A 22,808-nucleotide genomic window follows, 5' to 3' on the forward strand; every position below is an offset into this window, starting at 1 on the left:
TTTTCAGCGGATAGGGGGCTTTTGCGGAGCGGCCTTGCCGCGGCGCTCCAGATGACGCCGGCCGAAGCGCCCCGTCCAATAAGCGACGAAGACGATGAAGACATAGATCAGCAGCATCCAGGGCCAGCGCTCGCTGGCGCTTTCGGCCTTATCGGAGAATTTGATCCAGCCTTCGAAGAGATATTCGACGCCGAAACCGAAGATAAAGGTGAGGATCAGCACGCTTTTCCACCAGGAGAGGCGAAAAAAGCCGGCGGTGAGCGCGACCATCGCGGCGGCGATGCCGACGCCATTGACGAATTGCTGCAAGAGCCCTTCGGAAAACAATGTAATCAGGCGAACGACAAAGACCATCCGGCGCCCCTCTGCGATCTGCGAAATCGGCTCATACTACACATTCGGCAGGTGCTGCGCGAGCGCCTCCAGCACCGCCATGCGCACGGCGACGCCCATTTCCACCTGATCCCTTATGAGCGAGCGGGCGCCGTCGGCCACGCTCGAGTCGATCTCGACGCCGCGATTCATCGGGCCGGGATGCATCACCAGAGCATCGGGCGCGGCATAGGCGAGCTTCTCCTCGTCGAGGCCGAAGAAATGGAAATATTCGCGGCTGCTCGGCACAAAGGCGCCGTTCATGCGCTCGCGCTGCAGCCGCAGCATCATCACTATGTCCGCGCCGGCGAGACCCGAGCGCATATCATGGAAGACCTCGACGCCGAGGCGCGAAAGCGAATCGGGCGCGAGTGTCGAGGGGCCGACCGCGCGCAGCCGCGCGCCCAGCGCGCTCAGGAGAATAATATTGGAGCGGGCGACGCGCGAATGCAGCACATCGCCGCAGATCGCGACCGTGAGCCCTTCGATGCGGCCCTTGTGGCGGCGGATCGTCAGCGCGTCCAGCAGCGCCTGCGTCGGATGTTCATGGGCGCCGTCGCCGGCGTTCACCACCGCGCAATCCACCTTGCGCGCCAGCAGATGAACCGCGCCGGCGCGGGCGTGGCGCACGACCAGAATATCCGGCCGCATGGCGTTGAGCGTCATCGCCGTGTCGAGCAGCGTCTCGCCCTTCTTCTCCGACGAATTGGCGACCGACATGTTCATGACGTCGGCGCCGAGCCTTTTGCCGGCGATCTCGAAAGACGCCTGCGTGCGGGTCGAGGATTCGTAGAAGAGATTGACCTGGGTGCGGCCGCGCAGCGTGGCGCGCTTCTTCTCCACCTGGCGGGAGACCTCGATCGCCTCCTCGGCCATGTCGAGCAGAGTGACGATGTCGATGCGCGACAGCCCCTCTATGCCGAGAAGATGGCGATGCGGAAAGACGGGATGCGGTTTTTGCAGCATGGCCGTCGTCTATAGCAGTTTCTCGCGCGCTGGCCAGCCTCGCGCCCTCATGGTTGAGAAATCCTGGACAGGATCGCTCGAAAGCGACGGCGGAACCAAAGAGGATGAAAAAGAGTTCAAGAATTGCCCGAGATGGAGCGTTTCTTTCCCGCAATTCTTCGCGAAACAGGAGATCGTCAATGCAACTTCGGCTCGGCTCGCCGCTCCTCGCGGCGGCTTTCTCGCTTTGCGCCGCCACGGCCATGGCGGCTCCCCGCGTCGCCACGGATTTCTCCAATATGCGCTCCGGCCCCGGCGCGCGCTGGCCGGTCATCGCGCAAATCCCGGCCGGCGCCAAAATCAGGCTCGACAATTGCGGGCCGGGCTGGAAACACGACTGGTACCAGATTCGTTACAAGGGCAAGCGCGGCTTCGTCGCCGCCAACACGCTGGAGCCGACGATGAAGAATGTCATCGTCGCCCCGCTCGTCACCCGCGACACGACCGCCGTTCGCTCGGGCCCCGGCGAGAGCTGGAAGGTGGTCGCCAAAATTCCTGCGGGCCGAAAGGTCGTCTCCTCCGGCTGCCAGAAGGGATGGATGACCAATTGGTGCAAGGTCGCCTATGAGGGCAAGTCCGGCTATGTCGACCGCAATTATCTGAAGCGAAAGGGCGCCGTCTTCGCCCGCTAGCGCGCTTCCGGCCGAGAGCCCGAGACCGCGGCCCACTCCGCTGGGCGCGCGGTCTCACATTCGAGCTTTCTCGATCTCGACGACGAGACAGGCTTGCCGCCGCAGCCCCTTGGCCAGGAGATGCAAGGGCCAGGAGAGGAGCGCGATCGCCTTCTCCTTCGCGCTGCGAAGCAGGCGCCCGGCAAGATCTGGCGCTTCCGACGGAGCGCCGCCATAGGCCGGCTCCGCCGCCGTGTCGGACCCGGAGCGCCGCAGCTCGCGCAGACAGTCGCGGACGGCGACCATGAACGTCGTCAACACCTCGCTCTCATACTCGGTCGTCCGCCATCTGCAATTGGCGTCGGACGGCGCAATGAAGCGAAGGGCCGAAGGCGTGATCATGCTCACATGATCGACCGGCTTGAACATCGGCCAGAAGCGGCCGCTGATTCGGCTCGCGAGACTCGCGGCGTTGGGGGTGATCATCAGCAGAACGCCGCCCGGCCGAAGAACGCGCAGGACGTCGGAGACAAACGCCCGCTGGTCGTAAATATGCTCGATCACATGGCTGAGCATCACCAGATCGAAACCCGCGTCCTGGCAATCGGCCGAATTGAATGGCGCGACGCGAATGTCGAGACCGAGTGAGCGGCCGATGCGAGAGTGCGGCTCGCTGGGGTCGACGCCGATCGCCTCCCACCCCAATTCCTTCGCGGCCAGCAGATATCCGCCGGCTCCGCAGCCGATGTCGAGCATACGAATTTTTTCACAATTCGGCGGCGCATGGCGCCTGAGGACCGCGATCTTTTCCTCCACGCCGAGAGTGCGCCGAGCCGATCGCAGATCGGCGGATTCGATCCATGAGCCGAGATCATAGGAAGGAGCCAGCGCGAGATATTGCTCGGCCGTCATATCCGCCGTGACCGAATGGCACTCGTCGCATTTCCAATAGCGTCTGCCCTGCCGATGAAACGCGAATCTCGCTTTGGCGGAACCGCAAACTCTGCAATGAGCCATGGATCGACGCGCGCCTCCCGCGAAAGGGCGATGCGCGCTCCCTGGTTGAATCGCTCGTCGCATCCGCCCGGTCGGCGCTTCTCGCGGAGCAATTGGTTGACGAATGGTGAAACGATAGCGGTTCGTCGCCGCAGCGACCAGTCCCGTCGCTCACCTAGGCGCCGCCGATGCGCGAGAGGGCAATGGGTCTTTTTCCGCATGGGGAGATTCGCGCATTGCGGCCGATAGCGTGGCGAATTAACCATGGAAAGGAGCTTTCTCCATCATGGAGAAGCTCGAGCGCTCCTTTCGCGAACGCAGCTTTTTAGGACTGGGGGATCCGATGGTCTATGCCGAGAAGCGCATCGACGCTCTCGCCGCGCCCGACGTCCAGCAGGGAAACAAGAAATGGTGGACGTCCAACACGATGAGCTACGACTGGAAGGACCGGGTGCGGCTGGAAAAATTCAGCCGGCAATGGTTCGACGAGATCGATCGGCGATTTCTCGCCGGAGCGAGGCTTTTTTCGGCGCAAGAGAATCCATTCTATGAATTGATGGAAACGTCCTCGCTCGAGGGCAAGCGCGTCCTCGAGATCGGCTGCGGCATGGGCTTTCATGCGGAATTGCTTTCGAGGGCAGGGGCGGTTTTGACGACGGTGGACATTTCGCCCACTTCGGTCGAGGCGACGCGCGCGAGATTCGCCGTGAAAGGGCTCAACGCCGACATCTTCGAGATGGACGCGGAAGCGCTCGCTTTTCCCGACGATAGTTTCGATCTCGTATGGTCGTGGGGCGTCATCCATCACTCGTCCAGAACGGGGCGCATCGTTCGAGAAATCGAGCGCGTATTGAAGCCGGGCGGCAGCGTCAAGCTGATGGTCTATAATCTCGGCGGCATGTCGGCCTATCTGACGATGATGATGCGCTACAGCTTGAAATTCTGGTCTGGATCATCCGTCGACGAAGAGCTCTGGCGGTCGAGCGACGGATTCACCGCCCGCTTCTATTCCAAGGATTTGCTCGCCGATCTGCTCTATACCTTCTTCGAGCATGTCGACATCGAGACCTTCGGACAGGAGGCCGACGCCATTCCGCTGCCGAGACAGCTGCGGCCGATAGCGCGATTGTTCATCTCGAACGCGAAGCAGCGCGAGCTGGCGCGCCAGCGCGGCGCCTTGCTGTTCGCCGCAGCGCGGAAGCGGTCGTGAGAGGCCGCGCGCCGTCGATTCTCCTCTGTTCGCAATTTCTCGACGAAGGACGCGGCGGCATTTGCGAAGTCGCGCGATTGACGATGCAGGCGCTTTGCGGAAGGCATGACGTCTCCGCGCTGGCCTGCATGGAAAAGGCGGATTTTCGCATCGGCGCGACGCCTGTCCGCGGCTTTCGTGGAAGTCGCGCGCGTTTTGTTTTCGACCTCGCGATGCAGGCGCGGCGCGCGACGCACATATTCTATGATTTCGCGGGAACGGCGCGCGCTCGGCAATTCGTGAGATTGCCCGCCCGTCCATATGCGGTATGGGCGCATGGATGGGAGGTCTGGGGCGAGCCGAGGCGCGATTACGAAGAGGCTATAGCGCGGGCCGATATCGTGCTCGTGAACAGCGTCTACACGATGGAGCGGGCGTATCGGATGCTCGACCGCTCGAAAGCGGTGCGATTGTGCCGGCTCGCGACCACGAGCGACGAAAGGCCGGATTTCGTGGGGCCGTCCGAGGGGAGGCCGACCGTCCTTCTGCTCGGGCGCATGGATAATCTGCTGGCCAAAGGACATGACATTCTGATCTCGATTTGGCCGAAGGTCGCCGCAGCCGTTCCCGGCGCCCGGCTCGTTTTCGCCGGCGGAGGAGAAGCCGCGGAGCGCGTGCGCGCGCTGGCGCGAGCGTCTCGAGCGGCGCGATCGATCGAAATCATCGATTTTGTGCCGGCCGACAAGATCGACGAGCTATGGCGTTCCGCGACGATTTTCGCGATGCCCGGATTCGCCGAGGGTTTCGGGCTCGTCTACATCGAGGCCATGCGGCGCGGGCTTCCCGTCATCGCCTCGCGTGAGGACGCTGGGCAGGAAATCAACATAGACGGCGAGACGGGTTTCAATATTTCGCGAGATTCGCCGAGCGAGATCGCCGACGCTCTCATCGAGCTGCTGCGTGATCCCGACCTCGCGCAGCAGTTCGGCATGGCGGGCTACGCCAGATGGCGCGATCATTTCCGCTTCGCGCATTTCGAACGGCGCTTCGAAGAGGCGACGGCCGATTTTCTGGCCGCGTCTTAGACGAGAGCGTTTCGGCCGCGCAGCGCCGCGATGCGAGGCTCTTGTTTCTGGGCGCGCATTGGGCATATACTCATTACGAGCATATATCGGCGATGGGACGAATCGGCCAAGGGTTGCCGAAACGTCACATCGCTTCTAAGCTGAAAACCATTCTCTGTCGGGAGCGCCCGGTGGAGTTTTTGATTGGCCCTCTTATGCTCCAATTGAGCATAAGTGAGTTCGGAGGAAGCCAATGGGCATCCCGTTCCAGACAGGCGACAAAGAGCGAGCGCCCGCTCATGCTTTGGGCGCGCTCGAGGGCGCGGCGCAGCGCTTTCCCGTGCTGCCCATGCCCAATCTCGCCTGGAACAGAGAGGTCGAGGCCGCGACCGCCCATCTCTATGAGCGCGTCGCCAAGGTCATGCCGGCGATCGAATGGGCCTATCATGCGCCCTATGTGAAGGCGATCAACGAGCTGAAGCGGGAACGCAACGCCGTCATCCTCGCCCACAACTACCAGACGCCGGAAATCTATCATTGCGTCGCCGATTTCGTCGGCGACAGCCTGCAGCTCGCCAAGCTCGCGGCCACCTCCGACGCCGAGATCATCGTGCAGGGCGGCGTGCATTTCATGGCCGAGACCTCCAAGATTCTGAGCCCCGAGAAAGTCGTGCTGACGCCCGATCTCGAGGCCGGCTGCTCGCTCGCCGCCTCCATCACCGCCGCCGACGTGCGCGCGCTGCGCGCCGAATATCCGGGCGTGCCGATCGTCGCTTATGTCAACACTTCCGCCGATGTGAAGGCGGAGGTCGATATTTGCTGCACTTCTTCCAACGCGCTGAAAGTTGTGGAGAGCCTCGGCTCCGATCGCGTCATCATGCTGCCGGATCGCTATCTCGCCGAGAATGTCGCCGCGCAGACCAAGGTGAAGATCATCGCCTGGCGCGGCGCCTGCGAGGTGCATGAACGCTTCACCGTCGAAGAGCTCGAGAGCTATCGCGCCGATCATCCGGGCGTGAAGATCATCGCCCATCCCGAATGTCCGCGCGAGGTGGTGGAAATATCCGATTTCGCCGGCTCGACGGCGGCGATGATCGATTATGTGCGCGCCAAAAAGCCGGCGCGCGTGCTGCTCGTGACCGAATGCTCCATGGCCGACAATGTCGCGGCGGAGACGACCGGAACCGAGTTCATCCGCCCCTGCAATTTCTGCCCGCATATGAAGCGCATCACGCTGCCGAAGATTCTCGACGCGCTGGTGCATATTCGCGAAGAGGTGACGGTCGATCCGCTGATCGCCGCGCGCGCGCGCGTCGCCGTGCAGCGGATGATCGATCTGGGTTGACGGACTCCCTTCTCCCGCGGGCGGGAGAAGGATTTTTCAAGGAGCGCGGCCATGACGGCGCGATACGAGGCTCTGATCGCAGCGATCGACGCCGCCAATGCCGACGATCCGCGCAGAGTGACGACCGACGGCGCCGAGCGCGCTTTCGAGATCGTCTATGCCGAGCGCATGACGGCGCGCCTTGCCGCGCTCTATCCCGAGGCTTCGGAGTTGCTGCAAATCGCGACCCGCGCGCAGCATTTGCGCCGCTGGGACATTCCGCGCGAGAATTTCCCGCTCGGCCGCCATGGCTACAACGACTGGCGCAAGGAGTGCCGCGCCCATCACGCCCGCCTCGCCGGCGAGCTCATGAGCGCGCAGGGCTATGCGGAAGACGAGATCGACCACGTCGGCGCGATCATCCGCAAGGAGAAGCTGAAGAAGGATCGCGACTCCCAGGCGCTGGAGAATGTCGCGGCGATCGTCTTCCTCGAGCATTATTTCGACGACTTTCACGAGAAATACAAAGATTACGACGATGAGAAGATCGTCGACATCCTCGGCAAGACGCTCTGTAAAATGTCGCCCAAGGGCCATGGCGCCGCTCTCGCCCTGCCTTTGCCGGAGCGCACGCGCGCGCTGGTCGCTGCGGCCATCGCCAAGGAGAGCGAGGCGCTCGCCAAGCTCGCAGCCGTAGCGATCGATTAACGCCATGCCTGCGCCCATCCTCATCGTCGGCGGCGGCCTCGCGGGCTTGTTCTGCGCATTGAAGCTGGCGCCGCGCCGCGTCGTCGTGCTGACGCCGGGCTCGATCGATGAAGGGGCCGCCTCCTTCTGGGCGCAGGGCGGCGTCGCCGCGGCCGTGCTCGACACGGATTCGCCGGAGCGTCACGCCGAGGACACGCTGAAGGCCGGCGCAGGAATCGTCGACGCCCGTGTGGCGCTGGGCATGGCGCGCGAAGCCCGCGCGCGTATCGAAGATCTTCTCTCCTATGGCGTGCCCTTCGATCGCGCCGGCGGCAAATTCACGCCCTCGCGCGAGGCCGCGCATTCGGAGCGCCGCGTCGTGCGCGTGAAGGGCGACACGGCCGGTCGCGCCATAATGGAGACGCTCGTCGCCGCCGTTCGCGCGACGCCCTCGATCGAATTGTTGGAAGGCTTTTCCGCGCAAGAATTGCTGACCCGTGACGGCGGCGTCATCGGCCTGCGCGCGCGCGGCCGCGATGGGCTGCTGCGCGATTTTCTCTCGCACGCGACAGTGCTGGCCACGGGTGGAATCGGACATCTCTATCGCGTCACCACCAATCCGAAAGAGGCGCGCGGCCTCGGCCTCGCAATGGCGGCGCGCGCCGGCGCGATCATCGCCGATGCGGAGTTCGTGCAGTTTCATCCGACCGCGATCGACATAGGCGTCGATCCGGCGCCGCTGGCGACGGAATCGCTGCGCGGCGAAGGCGCGATCATCGTCGATCGCTTTGGCCATCGCTTCATGGCCGATATCGATCCGGGCGCCGAACTCGCGCCGCGCGATATCGTCGCGCGCGGCGTCTTCGCCTCCGTCGCCGCAGGGCGGGGCGCTTTTCTCGACTCGCGCGCCGCCGTCGGCGCGGAGTTCCCGACGCGCTTTCCGACCGTCTATGCGAGCTGCATGGCCGGCGGCGTCGATCCCGTGACGGAACCGATTCCGATCGCGCCCGCCGCGCATTATCACATGGGCGGCGTCGCCACCGACGCGCAGGGGCGAACCGCGCTCGCCGGCCTATGGGCGGCGGGGGAAGTGGCTTCGACCGGCGTGCATGGCGCCAATCGCCTCGCCTCCAATTCCCTGCTCGAGGCGGTGGTGTTCGCGGCGCGCATCGCCGCTCATATTCCCGCGACGCAGGAAGAAGCCGCGGTTCCGCCCTCCGCGCGCGATGAAGCGGCCGCCCCGCGACAAGACCTCGTCGATGAGCTGCGCCATGTGATGGCGCGCGACGTCGGCGTCATTCGCGACCGCGCCGGGCTCACGCGCGCGGCGGCGGCGATCTTGCGCATAGAGGCGGCGACGACAAACGTCGAATTGCGCAATATGGCGCTGACCGCGCTGCTGGTGACGAGCGCGGCGCTGGCGCGGCGCGAGAGCCGCGGCGCGCATTTCCGCTCGGACTTTCCGCGCGCCGAGGACGCGCTCGCGGATCGCTCCTATATGACCGAGGCGCAAGCGCGCGCCATCGCCGCGGAGGCGCTGAAATGATCTGGTCTCAGCGCCGTCGATGCGAGCCTGAAGGCGCGCGCTCTGGACCGCGAGCCTTCAGGCTCGCTTCTATGGGGACGCCGCGATGACAGCTCCCTGGACCCTTCCCGCCCCTCATGTCGAAGATGTCGTGCGCGCCGCTCTCGCCGAGGATTTCGGCCGCGCCGGCGACATCACCACTCAGGCGACGATTCCAGAGACCGCCAACGCCCGCGCCGTCATCGCCGCGCGCGAAGCGGGCGTCGTCGCGGGCCTCGCCGTGGCCTCGACGGCCTTTCGCCTCGTCGATCCTTCCGTGATGTTCACGCCCGCGACGCAAGATGGCGCGCATATCGGCGAAAGCGGGATCATCGCGCGGATCGAAGGGCCGGCGCGCGCCATCCTCTCGGCGGAGCGCGTCGCCTTGAATTTCCTCGGCCGGCTCTGCGGAATCGCCACGCTCACGGCGCGCTACGCCGAGAAAATCGCGCATACGAAAGCGAAGGTCTGCGACACGCGCAAGACGACGCCGCTGCTGCGCGCATTCGAGAAATATGCGGTGCGCTGCGGCGGCGGCGCCAATCACCGCTTCGGCCTCGACGATGCGATTCTTATCAAGGACAATCACATCGCCGTCGCCGGCGGCGTCGGCCCCGCTCTGCGCGCGGCCAAGGCCTTCGCCGGCCATATTGTGAAGATCGAGATAGAGGTGGATACGCTCGCGCAATTGCGCGAAGTCCTCGCCGAAGGCGCCGACATCGTGCTGCTCGACAATATGCCGCCGGATGTTTTGCGCGCCGCGGTGGCGCTGATCGGCGACAAAATGCGTGTAGAAGCCTCCGGCGGCGTTACGCTGGAGACGATCGCGACAATAGCCGAGACGGGCGTCGATCTCATTTCCGTCGGCGCGCTCACCCATTCGGCGCGCACGCTCGACCTCGGCCTCGATATCGAGATCGGCTGATCTTTCGGTGATAGCTTTCCGGCCGACCGCTGCGCGCGATGCGCGCGCGAAGCGGCCGATCGTCATGCGTTTCGTCTCGTCAGGCGGCGGCGCGGCCGGCCTCGGTCGCCTTGGGGACGTCGATCAGCTTCCCGCTCTTCACATCATAGATGAAGCCGTAGATGGGAATATTCTTCGGCGTCAGCGGATGCTCGCGGACGCGCTTCACATCCTGGTAGACGCTCTCCTCCTGCGACTCGATGGTGAGCCATTTCACGAAATGGCCCGCCGTGCAGCCGCCGCCATGCTGCGGATTGGACCAGGCCGTTCCATCGAAGGCCGCCGTCGCCAAGCTGTCGTCGAGCAGATCGGCCATCACCTCGTCGCAGAACAGCTCCATGCCGCAATCGGAATGGTGGATCACGAACCATTCGAGCGTGCCGAGCAGCTTGTGCGAAATGATCAGCGAGCGGATCGCATCGTCGGAGGCGCGTCCGCCGGCGTTGCGGATCACATGCGCGTCGCCTTCCGAAAGGCCGGCGTATTTGGCCGGGTCGAGGCGCGCGTCCATGCAGGTCAGTATCGCGAAACGCCGCGCCGGCGGCAGAGCGAGCTGCGCCTTGTCTCCGAAATCGGCGACATATTTGTCGTTCGCCGCCAAGACTTCCGCGAGAATCGTCATATGTTCCTCCCATTGGGCTCTTCGCCGTCGGGATTTCTAAGGCGCGGGCTAGAAGCGTCTGAAATGCAGAATTTTCATGCGCTCATGAACATTGTGCATGAAGTCGAATCATGCCTCCCGATAGGCGAGCAGCATCAGCCCCGCAAAAGTGAAGGCGATCGGCCAGACGATTCCCGCGATGCGCGCGCCCGGGCCGTCGAGGCGAATCTCCAGCCAGCGGGCGGAAGAGGCGAGGAGGCCGACCAGCGCCAGCGGCGTATGTGTGACCTCGATGAGAAATTCCTCGCGGATATTCGAGAGACCGTGCGAATGGGCCAGCAGCAGCGCGCCGCCGACGCCGGTGATGAGCGGAAAGGCGAGGGGCGCCCATTGCGCCTTCACTCGCTGCGTCCGCACCCGCCATTCGAAGATTCCAAAGCCGATGATGAGCGCGAGGAAAATGCGATGCTGCGCGATCTCGGGGTCGCGCAGGCTCTCGATGAGGCCGAGCTGGCCGAGCGGCCAGACGGCTTCGTCCGCGCGCAAAAAGAGGAAGCCGGCGAGGCCGAGCATCAACATGGGCCAATGGCGCGCGACAGGCGACAGGCGCCGCCAATGCTCGAGCAGCGCCAGCAGCCCCATGGCCGTCACGAACAGGCCGGCGATGTGGTGATTATATTCCGACCAGGCGATGTCCTCGGCGTTGCGCTGCGCCGCTATGGAGGCCGTGACGGCGTCGCTCGTCTCCGTCGGCGTCGCCTTGTCGGCGCGCGCGGTCTGGATCGGCGGCAGCGAAACGGATAGGGTGGAATGGTCCGGGCTCTCGAGCCGCGGCGGCCATTGCGGCGTCAGCCGCTCGACGATCTCGGCGAGGCTCACCCAATCGCGCGCGAGATCGACGGCCGGCGGCAGCGAGGAGAGCGATGCGGCGGCGAAAACGATCGTCCAGCCGATTCCGATCTCCACTTCCGCGAAACGGCGCAGCCGCGCGAAGGCGCGCGGATCGGTCGGCTGGCGGCGGACGGCGAAGAAATTGAGCGCGCCGAGCGACAGCAGGCCGGCGAAGAGAATGGCCTTGGCGCCGACCATGACGCCATAGGCGGCGCCATAGAAATTTTCGACCGCGCCGATATAGACGGCCGACATTGCGACGCCGCCGGCGGCGATCATCGTCACGGCGACGATCGAGAGATGCGAGAAGCGCAGGCCGATGGCGCGCTGCGCCGCGCCCTCCGGAGCGCGCGCGAGCGCGATGAGAAAATAGGGAATGCCGCCGATCCACAGAGCGACGCCGGTCAGATGCGCGAGCTCGGCGGCTATGAGGCCGGGCGGATTGTCGAGCCGGCTCACCGCATGAGTGGCGCCGAGCCGCGCGCAAACGAGCGCGGCGGCAAAGATGGCGAGGGGCAGGGGCGCAATCGCCGGCCCGCGAATGGCGAAAGCGAGCGCGAGGGCGGGCGCGGCCGCGAGGGCGTCGGACCTCACCGCATCGGCGGTCAGCGCATCGGCGAATGAGAGTTCCAGCGCGCCGACCAGCATTGTGGCGAGCGTGGCCGCGTCGAGGGCGATGAGGAGAGCGAGCGCGATCGCGCTCCAGAAGACGATGGCGCGGGCGCGTGCGGCGATCGGCTCCGCCGCCGCGCCGAGCAGCGGCGCCAGCGGGCGGGCGACGAGCAGAAGAAATGCGACGCCGCCGACGGCGAGCGACAGCGCTCCTGAAATGGAGCCGCGCAATATGACGCTCAGAAAGCCGTAGATTTCGATGAATTGCTGCATGGCTCAACGGCCGACGCGAAAGGAGACGTCGCCGCGGGTGATGTGCCCGTCGACGCTCAGCACCTGCCAATGCAGCCGATAGGCTCCCGGGCGCAAGTCGCGGAGCGCAGCGCGCATTTCGTCCGCGGCCTCCGCCTCCAGCAGCGGAAGCACGGTCCCGTGCATGTCCGGCGTGATCAAGAGCAGCCGCGAGCGGCGCGCGTCGATGCGGCAGTTGAATCGCAGCGCCACCTCGAGATCGGGGCCGGAGATGGTCTGCGCCTCCCGCGGCGTCGATTCCGAGAGGACGGCGTGCGCCTGCGCTGGCCTCGCCCCTTCGATCCAAATTGCCGTCGCCGCCCCGCCGATCGCCAAGACGATGTCTCGCCCCCTCATTCCAGCCCCTGCACTCCTTCATGTTCGCCGGCGGCGGGACAATAGCGCGGGACGTCGGGGGGCGCGCGGCTTTTTTGCGGGCGCCTCGCCGCGTTGACCGGCGCGCGCGCGGCGACTAGCCTGCCGGCCGCAGCATGAGGATCGATGCAAATGACCGCGCCAGACCGACTTTCTCCCGCCCGCTCGTTCCAGGGACTCATTCTGACCCTGCAAAATTTCTGGGCGGCGCAGGGCTGCGTCATTTTGCAGCCCTACGATATGGAGATGGGCGCGGGCACGTTTCACCCCGCCACCACTCTGCGGGCGCTCGGCCCCAAGCCTTGGAAGGCCGCCTATGTGCAGCCGAGCCGGCGCCCCAAGGACGGACGCTATGGCGAAAACCCCAATCGGCTCCAGCACTTCTATCAATATCAGGTGATTCTGAAGCCCTCGCCGCCGGATTTGCAATCGCTCTATCTCGCCTCGCTGGAGGCGATCGGCGTCGACACCAGGCTGCACGACATTCGCTTCGTCGAGGATGATTGGGAGAGCCCCACTCTCGGCGCCTGGGGGTTGGGCTGGGAATGCTGGTGCGATGGCATGGAAATCTCGCAATTCACCTATTTTCAGCAGGTGGCGGGCTTCGATTGCGCGCCCGTCGCCGGCGAGCTGACCTATGGGCTCGAGCGGCTCGCCTGCTATCTGCAGGGCGTCGATTCGATCATGGAGCTCAATTTCAACGGCGGCGAAGAGGACAAGGTCACTTATGCCGATGTGTTCCTGCAGGCCGAGCAGGAATATTCGCGGCATAATTTCGAGGCCGCCGATACGGAGAAGCTGTTCTCCGATTTCCGCGCCGCCGAGTCCGAATGCCGCAAGCTGCTCGCCTTCGGCGACAGAGGCGAGGGCGAGCGCCATCTGATGGCGCTGCCGGCCTATGACCAATGCATAAAGGCCAGCCACGCCTTCAATCTTCTGGATGCGCGCGGCGTGATCTCCGTCACCGAGCGGCAGAGCTATATTCTGCGCGTGCGCGAATTGGCGCGCGCCTGCGGCGCCGCCTGGCTGCGCACCGAGGGAGGCTCCGCAGCGGCGTAGATCGCGCGCGCTCGGAGAGTTTGACAAAAGTTCTTTTTATGTTCTAATTTTGTTCCAGTTCTTGATTAGGTGAGGTCGTCATGTTCGTCGTCGATCGGGTCGAGCGCCGAGAGGCGAAGCCGGGGAGGGCGGAGGCGTCGCCCATTCGCGGGCGGGGATTGGCCGCGCTGCATTCCACGCCGCTGCGCGAGCGCTTCTATTCCTGGCGCGCCGGCCGCGACGAAAGCTATGTGTGCACGATATTTTCGGCCGAGGAAGAGGCGCTGGTGGCGCGATTCGCGCGCGCCGTCGTCATCGGGGTCGCGCGGGAGGGGGCGGAACGCCGGCCGGTCTGCGTGCTCGTCAGCGAGGATTTCGACACGAAGAGCGGTCGGCTCGCGCGCGTCGCCGCGGGCGCGCTCGGCGTGAACGAATGGCATGTGCGCTTTTGCGCGCTGCCGGGAGAGGTCGCGCGCCACCTCGCGCGCGCCTTGCTGAACTGAGGCGTCAGGCGCTCTCGGCGAGCGGCGCCTCGCGCGCGGCGAGCCGGCGCACGATTTCGGCGAGCGCCGGATCGTGAATGTCGAGCTGCTGGAGATGCGCGTGCGTGTTGCGGACGTAGGAGGGATTGTCGCCCGAGGCGCCGACTCCGCCTTCGACGAGCCGGGTCATCTCGTCGATCGACAGGCGTCCGGCATATTGCTCATGGGCGCGGTCGACGATGAAAGCGAGCGCGCGGGCCGAGCCGCCCTCGGCGAAGCGTAGCCCCACATTGCGCTCGACATAGACCGAGGTCACCAATTCGCGGGCGCGAAGATAGGCGATCGTCTCCTCGCGCGCCGCGCCGCGGACGCGAAAGGCGACGCCGAGACAGGAGCCGCCATAGTCGAGGCCGAGCACGAGGCCGGGACGCTCTCGCGTTCCGCGATGGACATGGGAGAAGACGCAGAGCGAGCGGTGATAGCCATGCACCCAGGCGAGGCCGCTCTCGAGAAATTCGAAACCCGGCCGCCACATCAGCGAACCATAGCCGAAGACCCAGAAATCGCCGTCCATCGTCGCCATCGATCGCCGACCTCTCCTTTCGTGCGTCGAGAGCGTTTCCGGCCGCAGCGGACGCTGGTTCGGCGTCGAAAACGCGTCGAAGCGAGGGGCGAGATTCCTGCGAATCCGCCGCCGGGTAAAGCCTTTTGTGGCGCTGGCCGCCGCGGCGTCGCCGGGCCTTCCGCTCAGAGCCGGTGGTCCTCGATCGTCGCGAGAAGCAGGACGAAAATGCTCCACACGACGGCGAAGGCGAGAAAGATCAGCACCGGATAGGTCACCCGGTGCGGATAGCGCGCGATCTCCGGCTCCGCGGGCGGGACGAAGACGGTGAGATAGATGCTCTGCCGGTTGGCGCGCAACAGCGCGCGGTCGTGATCGGCCTTGGAGAGCGCGTAGAAGCGTTCGGCGAGCGCCTTGCGAACTTCGAGCTCCTCGAATTTCGCCAGAATCCCGGACATTGTAGAGCTCGACGGGCTCTTCCCGTCGCTGGAGGTCAGGCGTCCCTTCAGCTCCTTGATCTGCTTTTCGGCCGATTCGAGCTGCTCGCGCAGGACGCGCACCGTCGGCGCGTCCGCCGACAATTCATGGCCGGCGACGAACAGCTCGCCTTCGAGCTTGATCTTCTGCGCGACCAGCGGCGCCAGCAGCGCGACGATCTCGCCGCCTGTCAGGCTCGGATCGATCACGCCGAACTCGTCGCGGAACTTGTGCAGATCGGCCAGCGCCGCCTGAACCGATTCGAAAGCGCGGCGCACATCCTTTTCCGCCATTGCGGTGGCGTCCCGCCGCGCGCGTTCGGAGATGCGATTGACCAGCGATTCACTCGCCGCGACGATCGCCGAAGCGAGCGCGAGCGCGTCGCCCTTGCGGAAGGCGCGGACCTTGACGGTGACGAGGCTGGAATTGGCGTCGACCGTTGTCTCGACCATGGATTGCCAATAGTCGGTCAGCGCGTCGATCGTGGCGTCGCGGCGCAGGCGCGCCCAGAAATCGGCTTCCGGCCGGCGATAGATCGCGCGCAGATCGAGCTTGGACGACACATCCGTGACGATCGCCCTGCTGCGGATATAGCTCGTCACGATATAGGCGTTCTGGCCGGAGGGGGTGAAGGTGAAGGCGGCCGATTCCCCCTTGGGCGTCGCCATCGCCTCCATTTCTATGGCGCGCACCGCAAAACGGGTCTCGACCACGAATTGTTCGGCGGCGAAAAAGGCGAAATAGACCGCCCCCGCGAAGGAAGGGACGATCACGAAGGCGATGAAGCTCAGCCAGAGCGGCGGAATGCGCGTGCGGCTCTCCAGCGCGCGATTGGCCTCGGTCGCGATCCGCTCGACACGGCCCGCGAGCTGACGCGCGGCCTTTGGCGCATGGGCGAGCGGCCGCAGCCATGCGGCCGGAACCAGCGAGCGCGAGGACCTCTCCTCGGCGCGCAGGCGAAGGCGGTCCTCCTCGAGCGGCGGCTTGGTCTCGATCATCGGCGCCGGCCGGGAATTCGCGGCGAAGGCGGCCCGCAGAGGAGCGCCGGAGTTGCCGCAGCCTGTCGATTTTTCGTCAAATGGCCTCCTCGATCGCCGTCTTGGCGGTGTGGTAGATTTCGAGGTCCTGCTCGAGCAGCAGCTCGACTTCCGGCAGAAGGCGCAGCTCCCGCGCCAAGTCGCCGACGGCGGCGAAATGGGGAAGCGTCGGCAGCGTCGCCGGTTCTATGTCCAGCAGGGCTTCCACCTCCTCGAGAAAACGGTCCTGGCTGTCGCGCAGCCCCACAACCGAAAAGCTCGCGAGCGCGGCGAGCGCCTTGGCGACGCCGTTTTTGGGCGGCGGCTCTTCCAGCGAGTCGGAGGAGAGCTGCCGCGTCAGCGGATTGGCGAAGACGCCGATGACGTCGCGCGGCATGGCGTCGAAGGCGCGGCGCAGCCCGCTGCCGTCCGGCTCGATCTGCTGCGCGAATTCGATCGCCCGCTGATAGGAGATCATGTCTCTCGCCCCGAGCAATTCGTCGCCGAACCGCGAGACATGCTTCAAGGTCAGCAGACGCTCGGCGAGCTCGAGATAGGGGTCGTGCAGCAAGACGATGGTCTTGAACTTGTCGTGAATATGATTGGAATAGCCGGCGAAAGTCAGCCGGCCGCTCACATAGAGCGAGGAGACGTTCTCGAGCATGAAGACTTGCTGCGCGGTCTCGCGTCCGTGCCGCTCCACGCCTTTGTGGAAGAACTGAAACTTGTGCTCCACCTTCTCGTCCAGCCGCCACAGCGGGAAGAGATGCGTCTCCAGCCGAAAGACCCGCCGATGCGTGACCTCCGAGCCGTTACGCCGCCGGTAGATCAAGATGCCGGATTCGGCCTCGCGAATCTCGAGGCTCTGATTCGACACGAGATCGGGGACGATCGAGCTGTCGACGGTGAAGCCGCAAAGACCCGTCGCGTGCCGGCCGGCCGCCACCAGAGACGGGCGCGCCTCGCGGCAGAGCAGTTCCGCGATCTCGGCGCCGCCCTGAATGATGCGAAGCGTCGGCGAGATAGAATAATCATCCGGAACGACATAGCCGACGATCTGGTCGCCACGGTCGGCTTCTATGTTGAACAACATGAGCCCAATTCCGTTTTCGGCCCGTCTCGCTCTCGCCAGCGTCCGCGCGGGCGCCGGCCCCGCTCGGCGAATCGACCGCCGTTCGTGTCGCCCTCGCGCGCTGTTTCGCACATGGGCGGGGCCGTCTCAAGCGAGGGGCTCGAAGCCGCGTCTCGCCTCTCTTACATTAATTGCCGCGCTGCGGGAAACGGCGCGCTGCGCCGCGGTGAACAATCGTGGATTCGCCCGGTTTCTGTCGGATTTCCGTCGTCATCGCCGGATCCGCGCGTCACCACCAGCCGCGGCCCCAATAATAGCCCCGCGGGCCGAAGCCATAGGGATAGTCGTAGCGGGCCGCGCGCCGGTCGGCCGAACGATCGAGATCGACCTGCAGCAGGCATTTCGAAAACGGGTCCGATCCGGGTCGGAAGCCATAGCTTCGGCAGCGCGCCTCGTCGGCGGCGCGCTGCTCGGCCAGATTCGTGGTGTTGCAGGCCCCGACGAGGAGCGCCGCGGCCGCCGCCAGCAGCAGCTTCGTGATCGGCATATCGTCCTCCTGTCGCGCTCGGGCTCGCGCCAGAGCGTTCGATCCCGGGCGTTCGGCGAATAATGTCGCCAATATAGCCGAGGCCGCGTCGCCGAGCGAGAGGCGGTTGCCTCAAAAACGGCTCTCGGCGCGCACAAACCGCCTTTTCGCGACGAATTTATTGCGGGATGCGGGCGGTTGCGGCTATCGTTCGGGGGAGAGCTGCGGTCGCTCTGCGCGTCGCGGGACGAAAAGCGAGGATATTTTGCTACGCACGCCGAAATATGAGAAAGGAGCCGGCGCTCAGCTCGCCGGAACCGAGAAGATCGTGGCGGCGCGCCAGGACGACGGAGGCGGCGGGCGGAACATGGCCACCGAGAAAAAGCCGACGACGATCAAGAAATACGCCAATCGCCGTCTCTACGACACCGGCACGAGCACTTATGTCACGCTCGAGGATCTCGCCGCCATGGTCAAGCGCGGCGAGGATTTCGTCGTCTGCGACGCCAAGACGGGCGAGGACATCACCCGTCCCGTGCTGACGCAGATCATCTTCGAGCAGGAGAGCAAGGACGGGCAGAGCCTGCTGCCCATCGCCTTCCTGCGCCAGCTCATCCGCTTCTATGGCGATTCGATGCAAATGCTGGTGCCGAGCTATCTCGAGTTCAGCATCGACCGGCTGACGCGCGATCAGCAGAAGTTTCGCGATCAGGTCTCGCAGGCGCTGGAAGGAGCGCCTTTCGGCGAGCCGACGCGGCAGGCTTTTCAGTCGCTCGAGGAGCAGGCGCGCAAGAATATGGCGGTGTTCCGCCATGCGCTGACCATGTTCAATCCCTTCGGCCTGCCGGCCGAGCCGCCCGCCGCCTCCGCCGAGGCGGCAGCTGCCCCCGCCGCCGAGCCGCCGCGGTCCGATCTCGACGAGATGAAGCGTCAGCTCGACGAGCTGAACAAGCGCATCGACCAATTGTCGAGCAAGAGCTGACAGGGCGTCCTCGCCGCCCTGCGCGAAGGCTTCGCGCCGAAGACAATTCGGCGTGGACGGCGCTCAGGCGCGGCGGGCGAGATCGAGCGTCTCGCCCGGCGCCGAGGCCATCATGGCGGAGCCGAACAGCGAGCCCTGGAAAAAGTCGACGCCCCAGCCGCGCAGCAGCCGCGCCGTCGCTTCGTCCTCCACCCATTCCGCGACGATCTTCAGGCCGAGATGTTTGGCGAGATCGGTGAGCGTGCGCACGAAGAAGCGATCATCTTCCGATTTGATGATGTTCTGAATGAAGACGCCGTCGATCTTGACGAAGTCGAAGTCGAGCAGACGCAGATTGCGGAAGGATGTGTGCCCGGCGCCGAAATCGTCCATGGCGAATTTGATGCCGAGGCGCTTGCAATCGCAGATCAGCTGCCGCGTCTTGTCGAAATCGTCGATCAGCGTCGTCTCGGTGATTTCGATCGTGAGGCGATCGGCGACGCCGGCGTAGACATGCGTGGCGTTGGCGAGCCAGTCCGGCCATTCCGGGTCGTGCAGAGTGGCGACGGAAGCGTTCACCGAAATGCGCAGCGACGGATCGGCGCGCAGGCGCGCCAGCGCCAGCTCCAGCACGCGTTGGTCCAGCAGCCGGACGAGGCCGGATTTCTCGGCGATCGGCAGAATGTCGCCGGGGACGACGATGGCGCCGTCGGCGAGCCGCACGCGCAGCAGCGCTTCATAAAAAGCCGTGTCGCCCGTTTGCGCGTCGACGATGGGCTGAAAGGCGAGCTCGACGCGGCGCTCGTTGAGCGCGGAGACGACGCTGTCGGAAATTTGGAGCGCGTGCAGCCGTCCATTGTCGCGCGCGAGCGAAGTGGCGTAGCAGACGAGCCGCTGCGCATTGCGCTGGCGCGCGGCGTCGAGCGCTTCTTCCGCGTGCTGGAACAGAACGGCGGGCGATCTGCCGTCGCGCGGCGCGACGACGGCGCCGATGCGCGCCGAGACGGAGACCACGCCGATCTCGGTCGCGAAAGGCGAATGCGCGATGACCTCGATGAGCCGCTGGCCGCTCGCTTTGGCCTGCTCCACGTCGCAATTCTCGAGCAGCACGGCGAATTTATTGCCGGCGTAGCGCGCCACGAGATCATTGACGCGGACATTGGCGCGCAAGCGCGTGGCGAGGCCGACGATGATCTCGTCGCCGGCGTCATATCCGTAGGTGCGGTTGAGCGCGAAAAGGTTTTCGAGCGCGACCAGCAATATTGTGAAAGGCTTGCGCGTCTTCTCGGGCTGTCCGAGCAGGCGCAGCGAATGTTCGGCGAGCAGAGCTCGGCTCATCGCGCCGGTGAGCGCGTCGAATTGCGCGCTGCGGGTGAGCCGGCGCTCCATCTCATGGCGCTCGGTGATGACGCGAACGACGCCATGGGCGCGGCTCGGACGGCCGTCGCGGCCGGCGAACCATTTGCCGCAATCCTCGATCCACACGAGAGAGCCGCCGCCGGTCTCGCGCGGCGGCGCGAGGGCGTAGATCGCATTGTACAACACGCCATGTCCGTCGTCGCGGCCGGCGCTGGTGACGATGGCGTCGAAGCGCGACGTCGCGCTCTGCGCGCCGAGCCGCTCGCCATAGGCGCGCCCGGTCGATAGATCGACGTCCGCGAAAGTCGCGAGCACCTCGCGGAGATTTTCGCCCCAGCTCAGCCGATCGGTCGCTATGTCCCACTCATAGGCGAGCATGCCGATCGAGGCCGTGACGCTGCGGAGATCGGGGCCCGCCGGCGGTTGCTGCTCCGGCGCGGCGAGCGCTGCGGAGGGGGAGGAGGCCGGCTCCTGCAATCCCGTGGAAACCGCCTTGTCGGCGAGATGGCGCAATTGCATCGGCTGGGCCTGATCGTAGGAATGCGGATGACGCAGAGTATTGGGGCCCAAAAGTAAACGGGTCGTTTAGCGGGGGCGCGCAGGTCGCGCGCTTTGCGCGGGTCCGGACCCGGCCCGCGCGGAAAAACGCCGATTTCGGATCGGCGCGAGCGGAATCGGCGGGATGCGCCTATTCTGCGCCGGTAGGGGAAAAATCCACCGGCGCGAGCTCGAAGCGGGAGAATTCGAAGCCCGGCGCGACGGTGCAGCCCACCAGCGTCCAGGCGCCGAGGCTGCGCGCGCTCTGCCAATGGCCGGCCGGCACGATGATCTGCGGACGTTCGCCCTGCGACAGTCGCGCGCCGAGGATCTGCCGCGCGCTCGTCTCGCCGTTCGTCGAAATCTCGATGGCGAGCGGCGCCCCGGCGTAGAAATGCCAGATTTCCGCCGCGTCGACCCGATGCCAGGCGGAGACCTCGCCGGCGCCGAGCAGATAATAGATCGCCGTCGAGGCGGCTCGGCCGTCCTTCGTCGCGCGCACATCGCGAAAGGTTTCGCGATAGAAGCCGCCTTCGGGATGCGGCGCGAGGGAGAGCAGCCGCGCGATCTCCGCCGCCGAGGGCGGGGCGCTCGAGTCCGTGGTCATCGGAACACATTCTTCCTTTCGCGCATTTGCGCGAAGACATGGACGGGATCGTCCGTCTCCATGCCGAGCGCCTGCCGCAGCTGCGGGTCTTCCGCGCGCAAAAATGGATTGGTGGCGAGCTCGAGCGCGATCGTCGTCGGCAGAGTGGGCAGTCCCTCGGCGCGCAGCGCGTCGACCTCGCGGGCGCGCTCGGCGAGCAGAAGATTGCGCGGGTCGACGGTCAGCGCGAAACGCGCATTGGCCTGCGTATATTCATGGCCGCAATAGACGCGCGTCTCGGGCGGCAATTCGGCGATCTTCTCCAGCGAGGCGAGCATGACGTCCATCGGCGTCTCGAACACGCGGCCGCAGCCCAGAGAAAACAGCACGTCGCCGACGAAGAGAATCTCGTCTTCGGCGAAGTGATAGAGAATATGTCCGGTCGTATGGCCCGGCGCCTCCATGACCCGCGCCGTCGCCGAGCCGACAGCGACGAGGTCGCCCTCGCCGACCTCGAGATCGAGGTGGGGAAGGCGTCCGCGATCCTTGCGCGGGCCGACGACGCGCGCCTGCGGATAGAGTTTTTTCAGCCCCGCCACGCCTTGAATATGGTCGGCGTGATGATGGGTGATCAGAATATCGGTGAGCAGCCAGCCGCGCCGCGACAATTCGCCCGCGATGGCGCGCGCGTCCGGCGCGTCGATGGAGGCGACGGCGCCGGTCGCCTCGTCCCGCAGCAGCAGGCCGAAATTATCGGCCAGGCAAATGAATTGAACGACCTCCACGCTCATTGCGCCGCTCCTGTCGCAACCCGCGCCGCTCTCCGGTCGCGGCCGCGGCCGTTTCGCACGCTTGCGTCGCGCCGAAGATATTGCGAAAAAGTAGATATGTCTCTCGACGTCGTCGACCTGCGGAATTTTTACGGTTCGCCGCTCGGCCAGGTGGCGCGGCGCCTCGTCGGACGCATGGCGCGGAGCCGCTGGGAGGATCATTCCGGCCTGCGCGTGCTCGGGATCGGCTACGCCACGCCCTATCTCGTCGATTTTCAGGAGCGGGCGCAGCGTGTGCTCGCCTTCATGCCGGCGGCTCAGGGCGTCGTCCATTGGCCGAACGGCGGCCGCTCCGCCTCCTCGCTGGTCGAGACCACGATGATGCCGCTGCCCGACGCCAGCATCGACCGCGTCCTGGTCGTCCATGCGCTCGAGGTCGGCGAATCGCCGCGCGACATTTTGGAGGAAATTTGGCGCATCCTCGCGCCGGGCGGGCGGGTGATCGTCGTCGTTCCCAGCCGTTCCGGCCTGTGGGCGCGGGTGGACACGACGCCTTTCGGCCATGGCCACCCCTATTCGCGCGGCCAGCTGCAGAGCCTGCTGCAGGAGACGCTGCTGCTTCCCGTCTTTTGGGGCGAGGCGCTCTATGTTCCGCCCTTCGCCCGCGCCTCGCTGCTGCGCTCGGCTCCGGCCTTCGAGCGGATCGCCGGCCGCTTCTCGCTGCCGGGCGGGGGCGTTCACATCGTCGAGGCGACCAAGCAGCTCTATCGGCCGGCGGGCTTGCGCCGCGCCGTGCGCCGGGCATTGCCGCCGCTCGACGAAGTGCTCGCGCCCGTGGGGGCGGGGGCCGGCCGCGACGGCGCCCCGGCGCTCTGA

Annotated in this window: 24 protein-coding genes; 11 read left to right on the forward strand and 13 right to left on the reverse strand. The window is 65.6% G+C overall.

From position 1 onward, the window contains the following. Positions 1-3: 3 nt before the first annotated feature. Together FMZ75_RS02535 and FMZ75_RS02540 are read right to left on the reverse strand one after the other, a co-directional pair. Positions 4-354, reverse strand: coding sequence for a hypothetical protein (locus tag FMZ75_RS02535; protein ID WP_166141201.1), 351 nt, complete (start codon positions 352-354; stop codon positions 4-6). A 36-nt stretch (positions 355-390) separates the two neighbouring features. Then, the gene (locus FMZ75_RS02540) at positions 391-1,338 is read right to left on the reverse strand and encodes an aspartate carbamoyltransferase catalytic subunit (RefSeq protein WP_166141202.1); all 948 of its coding nucleotides are present in this window, start codon (positions 1,336-1,338) and stop codon (positions 391-393) included. A gap of 179 nt (positions 1,339-1,517) precedes the next feature. On the opposite strand from FMZ75_RS02540, the gene FMZ75_RS02545 reads away from it, so the two are divergent. Continuing rightward, complete coding sequence (locus tag FMZ75_RS02545; protein WP_166141203.1) at positions 1,518-2,009, forward strand: SH3 domain-containing protein; 492 nt, start codon at positions 1,518-1,520, stop codon at positions 2,007-2,009. Between the two features lie 54 nt (positions 2,010-2,063). On the opposite strand, the gene FMZ75_RS02550 is transcribed toward FMZ75_RS02545, so the two are convergent. Continuing rightward, positions 2,064-2,900, reverse strand: coding sequence for a bifunctional 2-polyprenyl-6-hydroxyphenol methylase/3-demethylubiquinol 3-O-methyltransferase UbiG (locus FMZ75_RS02550; protein WP_158271797.1), 837 nt, complete (start codon positions 2,898-2,900; stop codon positions 2,064-2,066). Positions 2,901-3,270: 370 nt separating this feature from the next. Here FMZ75_RS02550 and FMZ75_RS02555 point away from each other — a divergent pair, with 370 nt between their 5' ends. The 6 genes from FMZ75_RS02555 to nadC all read left to right on the forward strand — a co-directional run bounded on the left by FMZ75_RS02555 (position 3,271) and on the right by nadC (position 9,737). Continuing rightward, positions 3,271-4,194, forward strand: coding sequence for a class I SAM-dependent methyltransferase (locus tag FMZ75_RS02555; RefSeq protein ID WP_166141204.1), 924 nt, complete (start codon positions 3,271-3,273; stop codon positions 4,192-4,194). After that, the gene (locus FMZ75_RS22090) at positions 4,191-5,258 is read left to right on the forward strand and encodes a glycosyltransferase family 4 protein (RefSeq protein ID WP_108917207.1); all 1,068 of its coding nucleotides are present in this window, start codon (positions 4,191-4,193) and stop codon (positions 5,256-5,258) included. Before FMZ75_RS02555 ends, FMZ75_RS22090 begins: the two co-directional genes overlap by 4 nt. 232 nt (positions 5,259-5,490) lie before the next feature. Next, complete coding sequence (gene nadA, locus FMZ75_RS02565; protein WP_166141205.1) at positions 5,491-6,582, forward strand: quinolinate synthase NadA; 1,092 nt, start codon at positions 5,491-5,493, stop codon at positions 6,580-6,582. Between the two features lie 51 nt (positions 6,583-6,633). Continuing rightward, positions 6,634-7,269 (forward strand): DUF4202 domain-containing protein, encoded by a 636-nt coding sequence (locus tag FMZ75_RS02570; protein WP_108917205.1) that lies wholly within the window; start codon positions 6,634-6,636, stop codon positions 7,267-7,269. 4 nt (positions 7,270-7,273) lie between these two features. Continuing rightward, positions 7,274-8,794: an L-aspartate oxidase gene (locus FMZ75_RS02575; RefSeq protein ID WP_166141206.1), complete on the forward strand. Its 1,521-nt coding sequence runs from the start codon at positions 7,274-7,276 to the stop codon at positions 8,792-8,794. 85 nt (positions 8,795-8,879) lie between these two features. Continuing rightward, entirely contained in the window at positions 8,880-9,737 is an 858-nt protein-coding gene (gene nadC / locus FMZ75_RS02580) for a carboxylating nicotinate-nucleotide diphosphorylase (protein ID WP_142861561.1), read from the forward strand. Positions 9,738-9,816: 79 nt separating this feature from the next. Here the strand turns inward: nadC and FMZ75_RS02585 are convergent, their stop codons facing one another. The 3 genes from FMZ75_RS02585 to FMZ75_RS02595 all read right to left on the reverse strand — a co-directional run bounded on the left by FMZ75_RS02585 (position 9,817) and on the right by FMZ75_RS02595 (position 12,528). Then, positions 9,817-10,398, reverse strand: a complete 582-nt coding sequence (locus FMZ75_RS02585) for a carbonic anhydrase (protein ID WP_142861562.1) — start codon at positions 10,396-10,398, stop codon at positions 9,817-9,819. A gap of 108 nt (positions 10,399-10,506) precedes the next feature. Continuing rightward, positions 10,507-12,153 (reverse strand): copper resistance D family protein, encoded by a 1,647-nt coding sequence (locus FMZ75_RS02590; protein WP_166141207.1) that lies wholly within the window; start codon positions 12,151-12,153, stop codon positions 10,507-10,509. Positions 12,154-12,156: 3 nt separating this feature from the next. Beyond that, positions 12,157-12,528 carry a copper resistance CopC family protein gene (locus FMZ75_RS02595; protein WP_142861564.1) on the reverse strand — a complete coding sequence of 124 codons (372 nt, stop codon included), beginning with the start codon at positions 12,526-12,528 and terminating at the stop codon, positions 12,157-12,159. Between the two features lie 150 nt (positions 12,529-12,678). Between FMZ75_RS02595 and FMZ75_RS02600 the strand changes: the two genes are divergently transcribed. Further along, the gene (locus tag FMZ75_RS02600; RefSeq protein WP_142861565.1) at positions 12,679-13,605 is read left to right on the forward strand and encodes a glycine--tRNA ligase subunit alpha; all 927 of its coding nucleotides are present in this window, start codon (positions 12,679-12,681) and stop codon (positions 13,603-13,605) included. A gap of 80 nt (positions 13,606-13,685) precedes the next feature. After that, complete coding sequence (locus FMZ75_RS02605; protein ID WP_142861566.1) at positions 13,686-14,087, forward strand: hypothetical protein; 402 nt, start codon at positions 13,686-13,688, stop codon at positions 14,085-14,087. Positions 14,088-14,091: 4 nt separating this feature from the next. Here the strand turns inward: FMZ75_RS02605 and FMZ75_RS02610 are convergent, their stop codons facing one another. The 4 genes from FMZ75_RS02610 to FMZ75_RS02625 all read right to left on the reverse strand — a co-directional run bounded on the left by FMZ75_RS02610 (position 14,092) and on the right by FMZ75_RS02625 (position 17,740). Continuing rightward, on the reverse strand, positions 14,092-14,649 hold the full coding sequence (locus FMZ75_RS02610; protein WP_166141208.1) for a gamma-glutamylcyclotransferase: 558 nt from the start codon (positions 14,647-14,649) through the stop codon (positions 14,092-14,094). Between the two features lie 164 nt (positions 14,650-14,813). After that, positions 14,814-16,103, reverse strand: a complete 1,290-nt coding sequence (locus tag FMZ75_RS02615) for a capsule biosynthesis protein (RefSeq protein ID WP_166141209.1) — start codon at positions 16,101-16,103, stop codon at positions 14,814-14,816. Between the two features lie 76 nt (positions 16,104-16,179). Next, complete coding sequence (locus FMZ75_RS02620) at positions 16,180-17,214, reverse strand: hypothetical protein (protein WP_142861569.1); 1,035 nt, start codon at positions 17,212-17,214, stop codon at positions 16,180-16,182. Between the two features lie 268 nt (positions 17,215-17,482). Then, positions 17,483-17,740 carry a hypothetical protein gene (locus FMZ75_RS02625; protein ID WP_166141210.1) on the reverse strand — a complete coding sequence of 86 codons (258 nt, stop codon included), beginning with the start codon at positions 17,738-17,740 and terminating at the stop codon, positions 17,483-17,485. Between the two features lie 346 nt (positions 17,741-18,086). Between FMZ75_RS02625 and phaR the strand changes: the two genes are divergently transcribed. Beyond that, entirely contained in the window at positions 18,087-18,701 is a 615-nt protein-coding gene (phaR, locus tag FMZ75_RS02630; protein ID WP_166141302.1) for a polyhydroxyalkanoate synthesis repressor PhaR, read from the forward strand. A gap of 63 nt (positions 18,702-18,764) precedes the next feature. On the opposite strand, the gene FMZ75_RS02635 is transcribed toward phaR, so the two are convergent. The 3 genes from FMZ75_RS02635 to gloB form a co-directional block, all read right to left on the reverse strand. After that, positions 18,765-20,609, reverse strand: a complete 1,845-nt coding sequence (locus tag FMZ75_RS02635) for a bifunctional diguanylate cyclase/phosphodiesterase (RefSeq protein WP_246659681.1) — start codon at positions 20,607-20,609, stop codon at positions 18,765-18,767. 118 nt (positions 20,610-20,727) lie between these two features. Continuing rightward, the gene (locus FMZ75_RS02640; protein ID WP_142861570.1) at positions 20,728-21,183 is read right to left on the reverse strand and encodes a cupin domain-containing protein; all 456 of its coding nucleotides are present in this window, start codon (positions 21,181-21,183) and stop codon (positions 20,728-20,730) included. Then, positions 21,180-21,953 carry a hydroxyacylglutathione hydrolase gene (gene gloB, locus FMZ75_RS02645; protein WP_142861571.1) on the reverse strand — a complete coding sequence of 258 codons (774 nt, stop codon included), beginning with the start codon at positions 21,951-21,953 and terminating at the stop codon, positions 21,180-21,182. The genes FMZ75_RS02640 and gloB overlap by 4 nt, the downstream gene beginning before the upstream one ends. A 96-nt stretch (positions 21,954-22,049) precedes the next feature. Here gloB and FMZ75_RS02650 point away from each other — a divergent pair, with 96 nt between their 5' ends. Then, positions 22,050-22,808, forward strand: a complete 759-nt coding sequence (locus FMZ75_RS02650) for a class I SAM-dependent methyltransferase (RefSeq protein WP_108917190.1) — start codon at positions 22,050-22,052, stop codon at positions 22,806-22,808.

This window comes from Methylosinus sp. RM1 (genome assembly GCF_011378635.1).
In the GTDB taxonomy this organism is placed as follows: Bacteria; Pseudomonadota; Alphaproteobacteria; order Rhizobiales; family Beijerinckiaceae; genus Methylosinus; species Methylosinus sporium.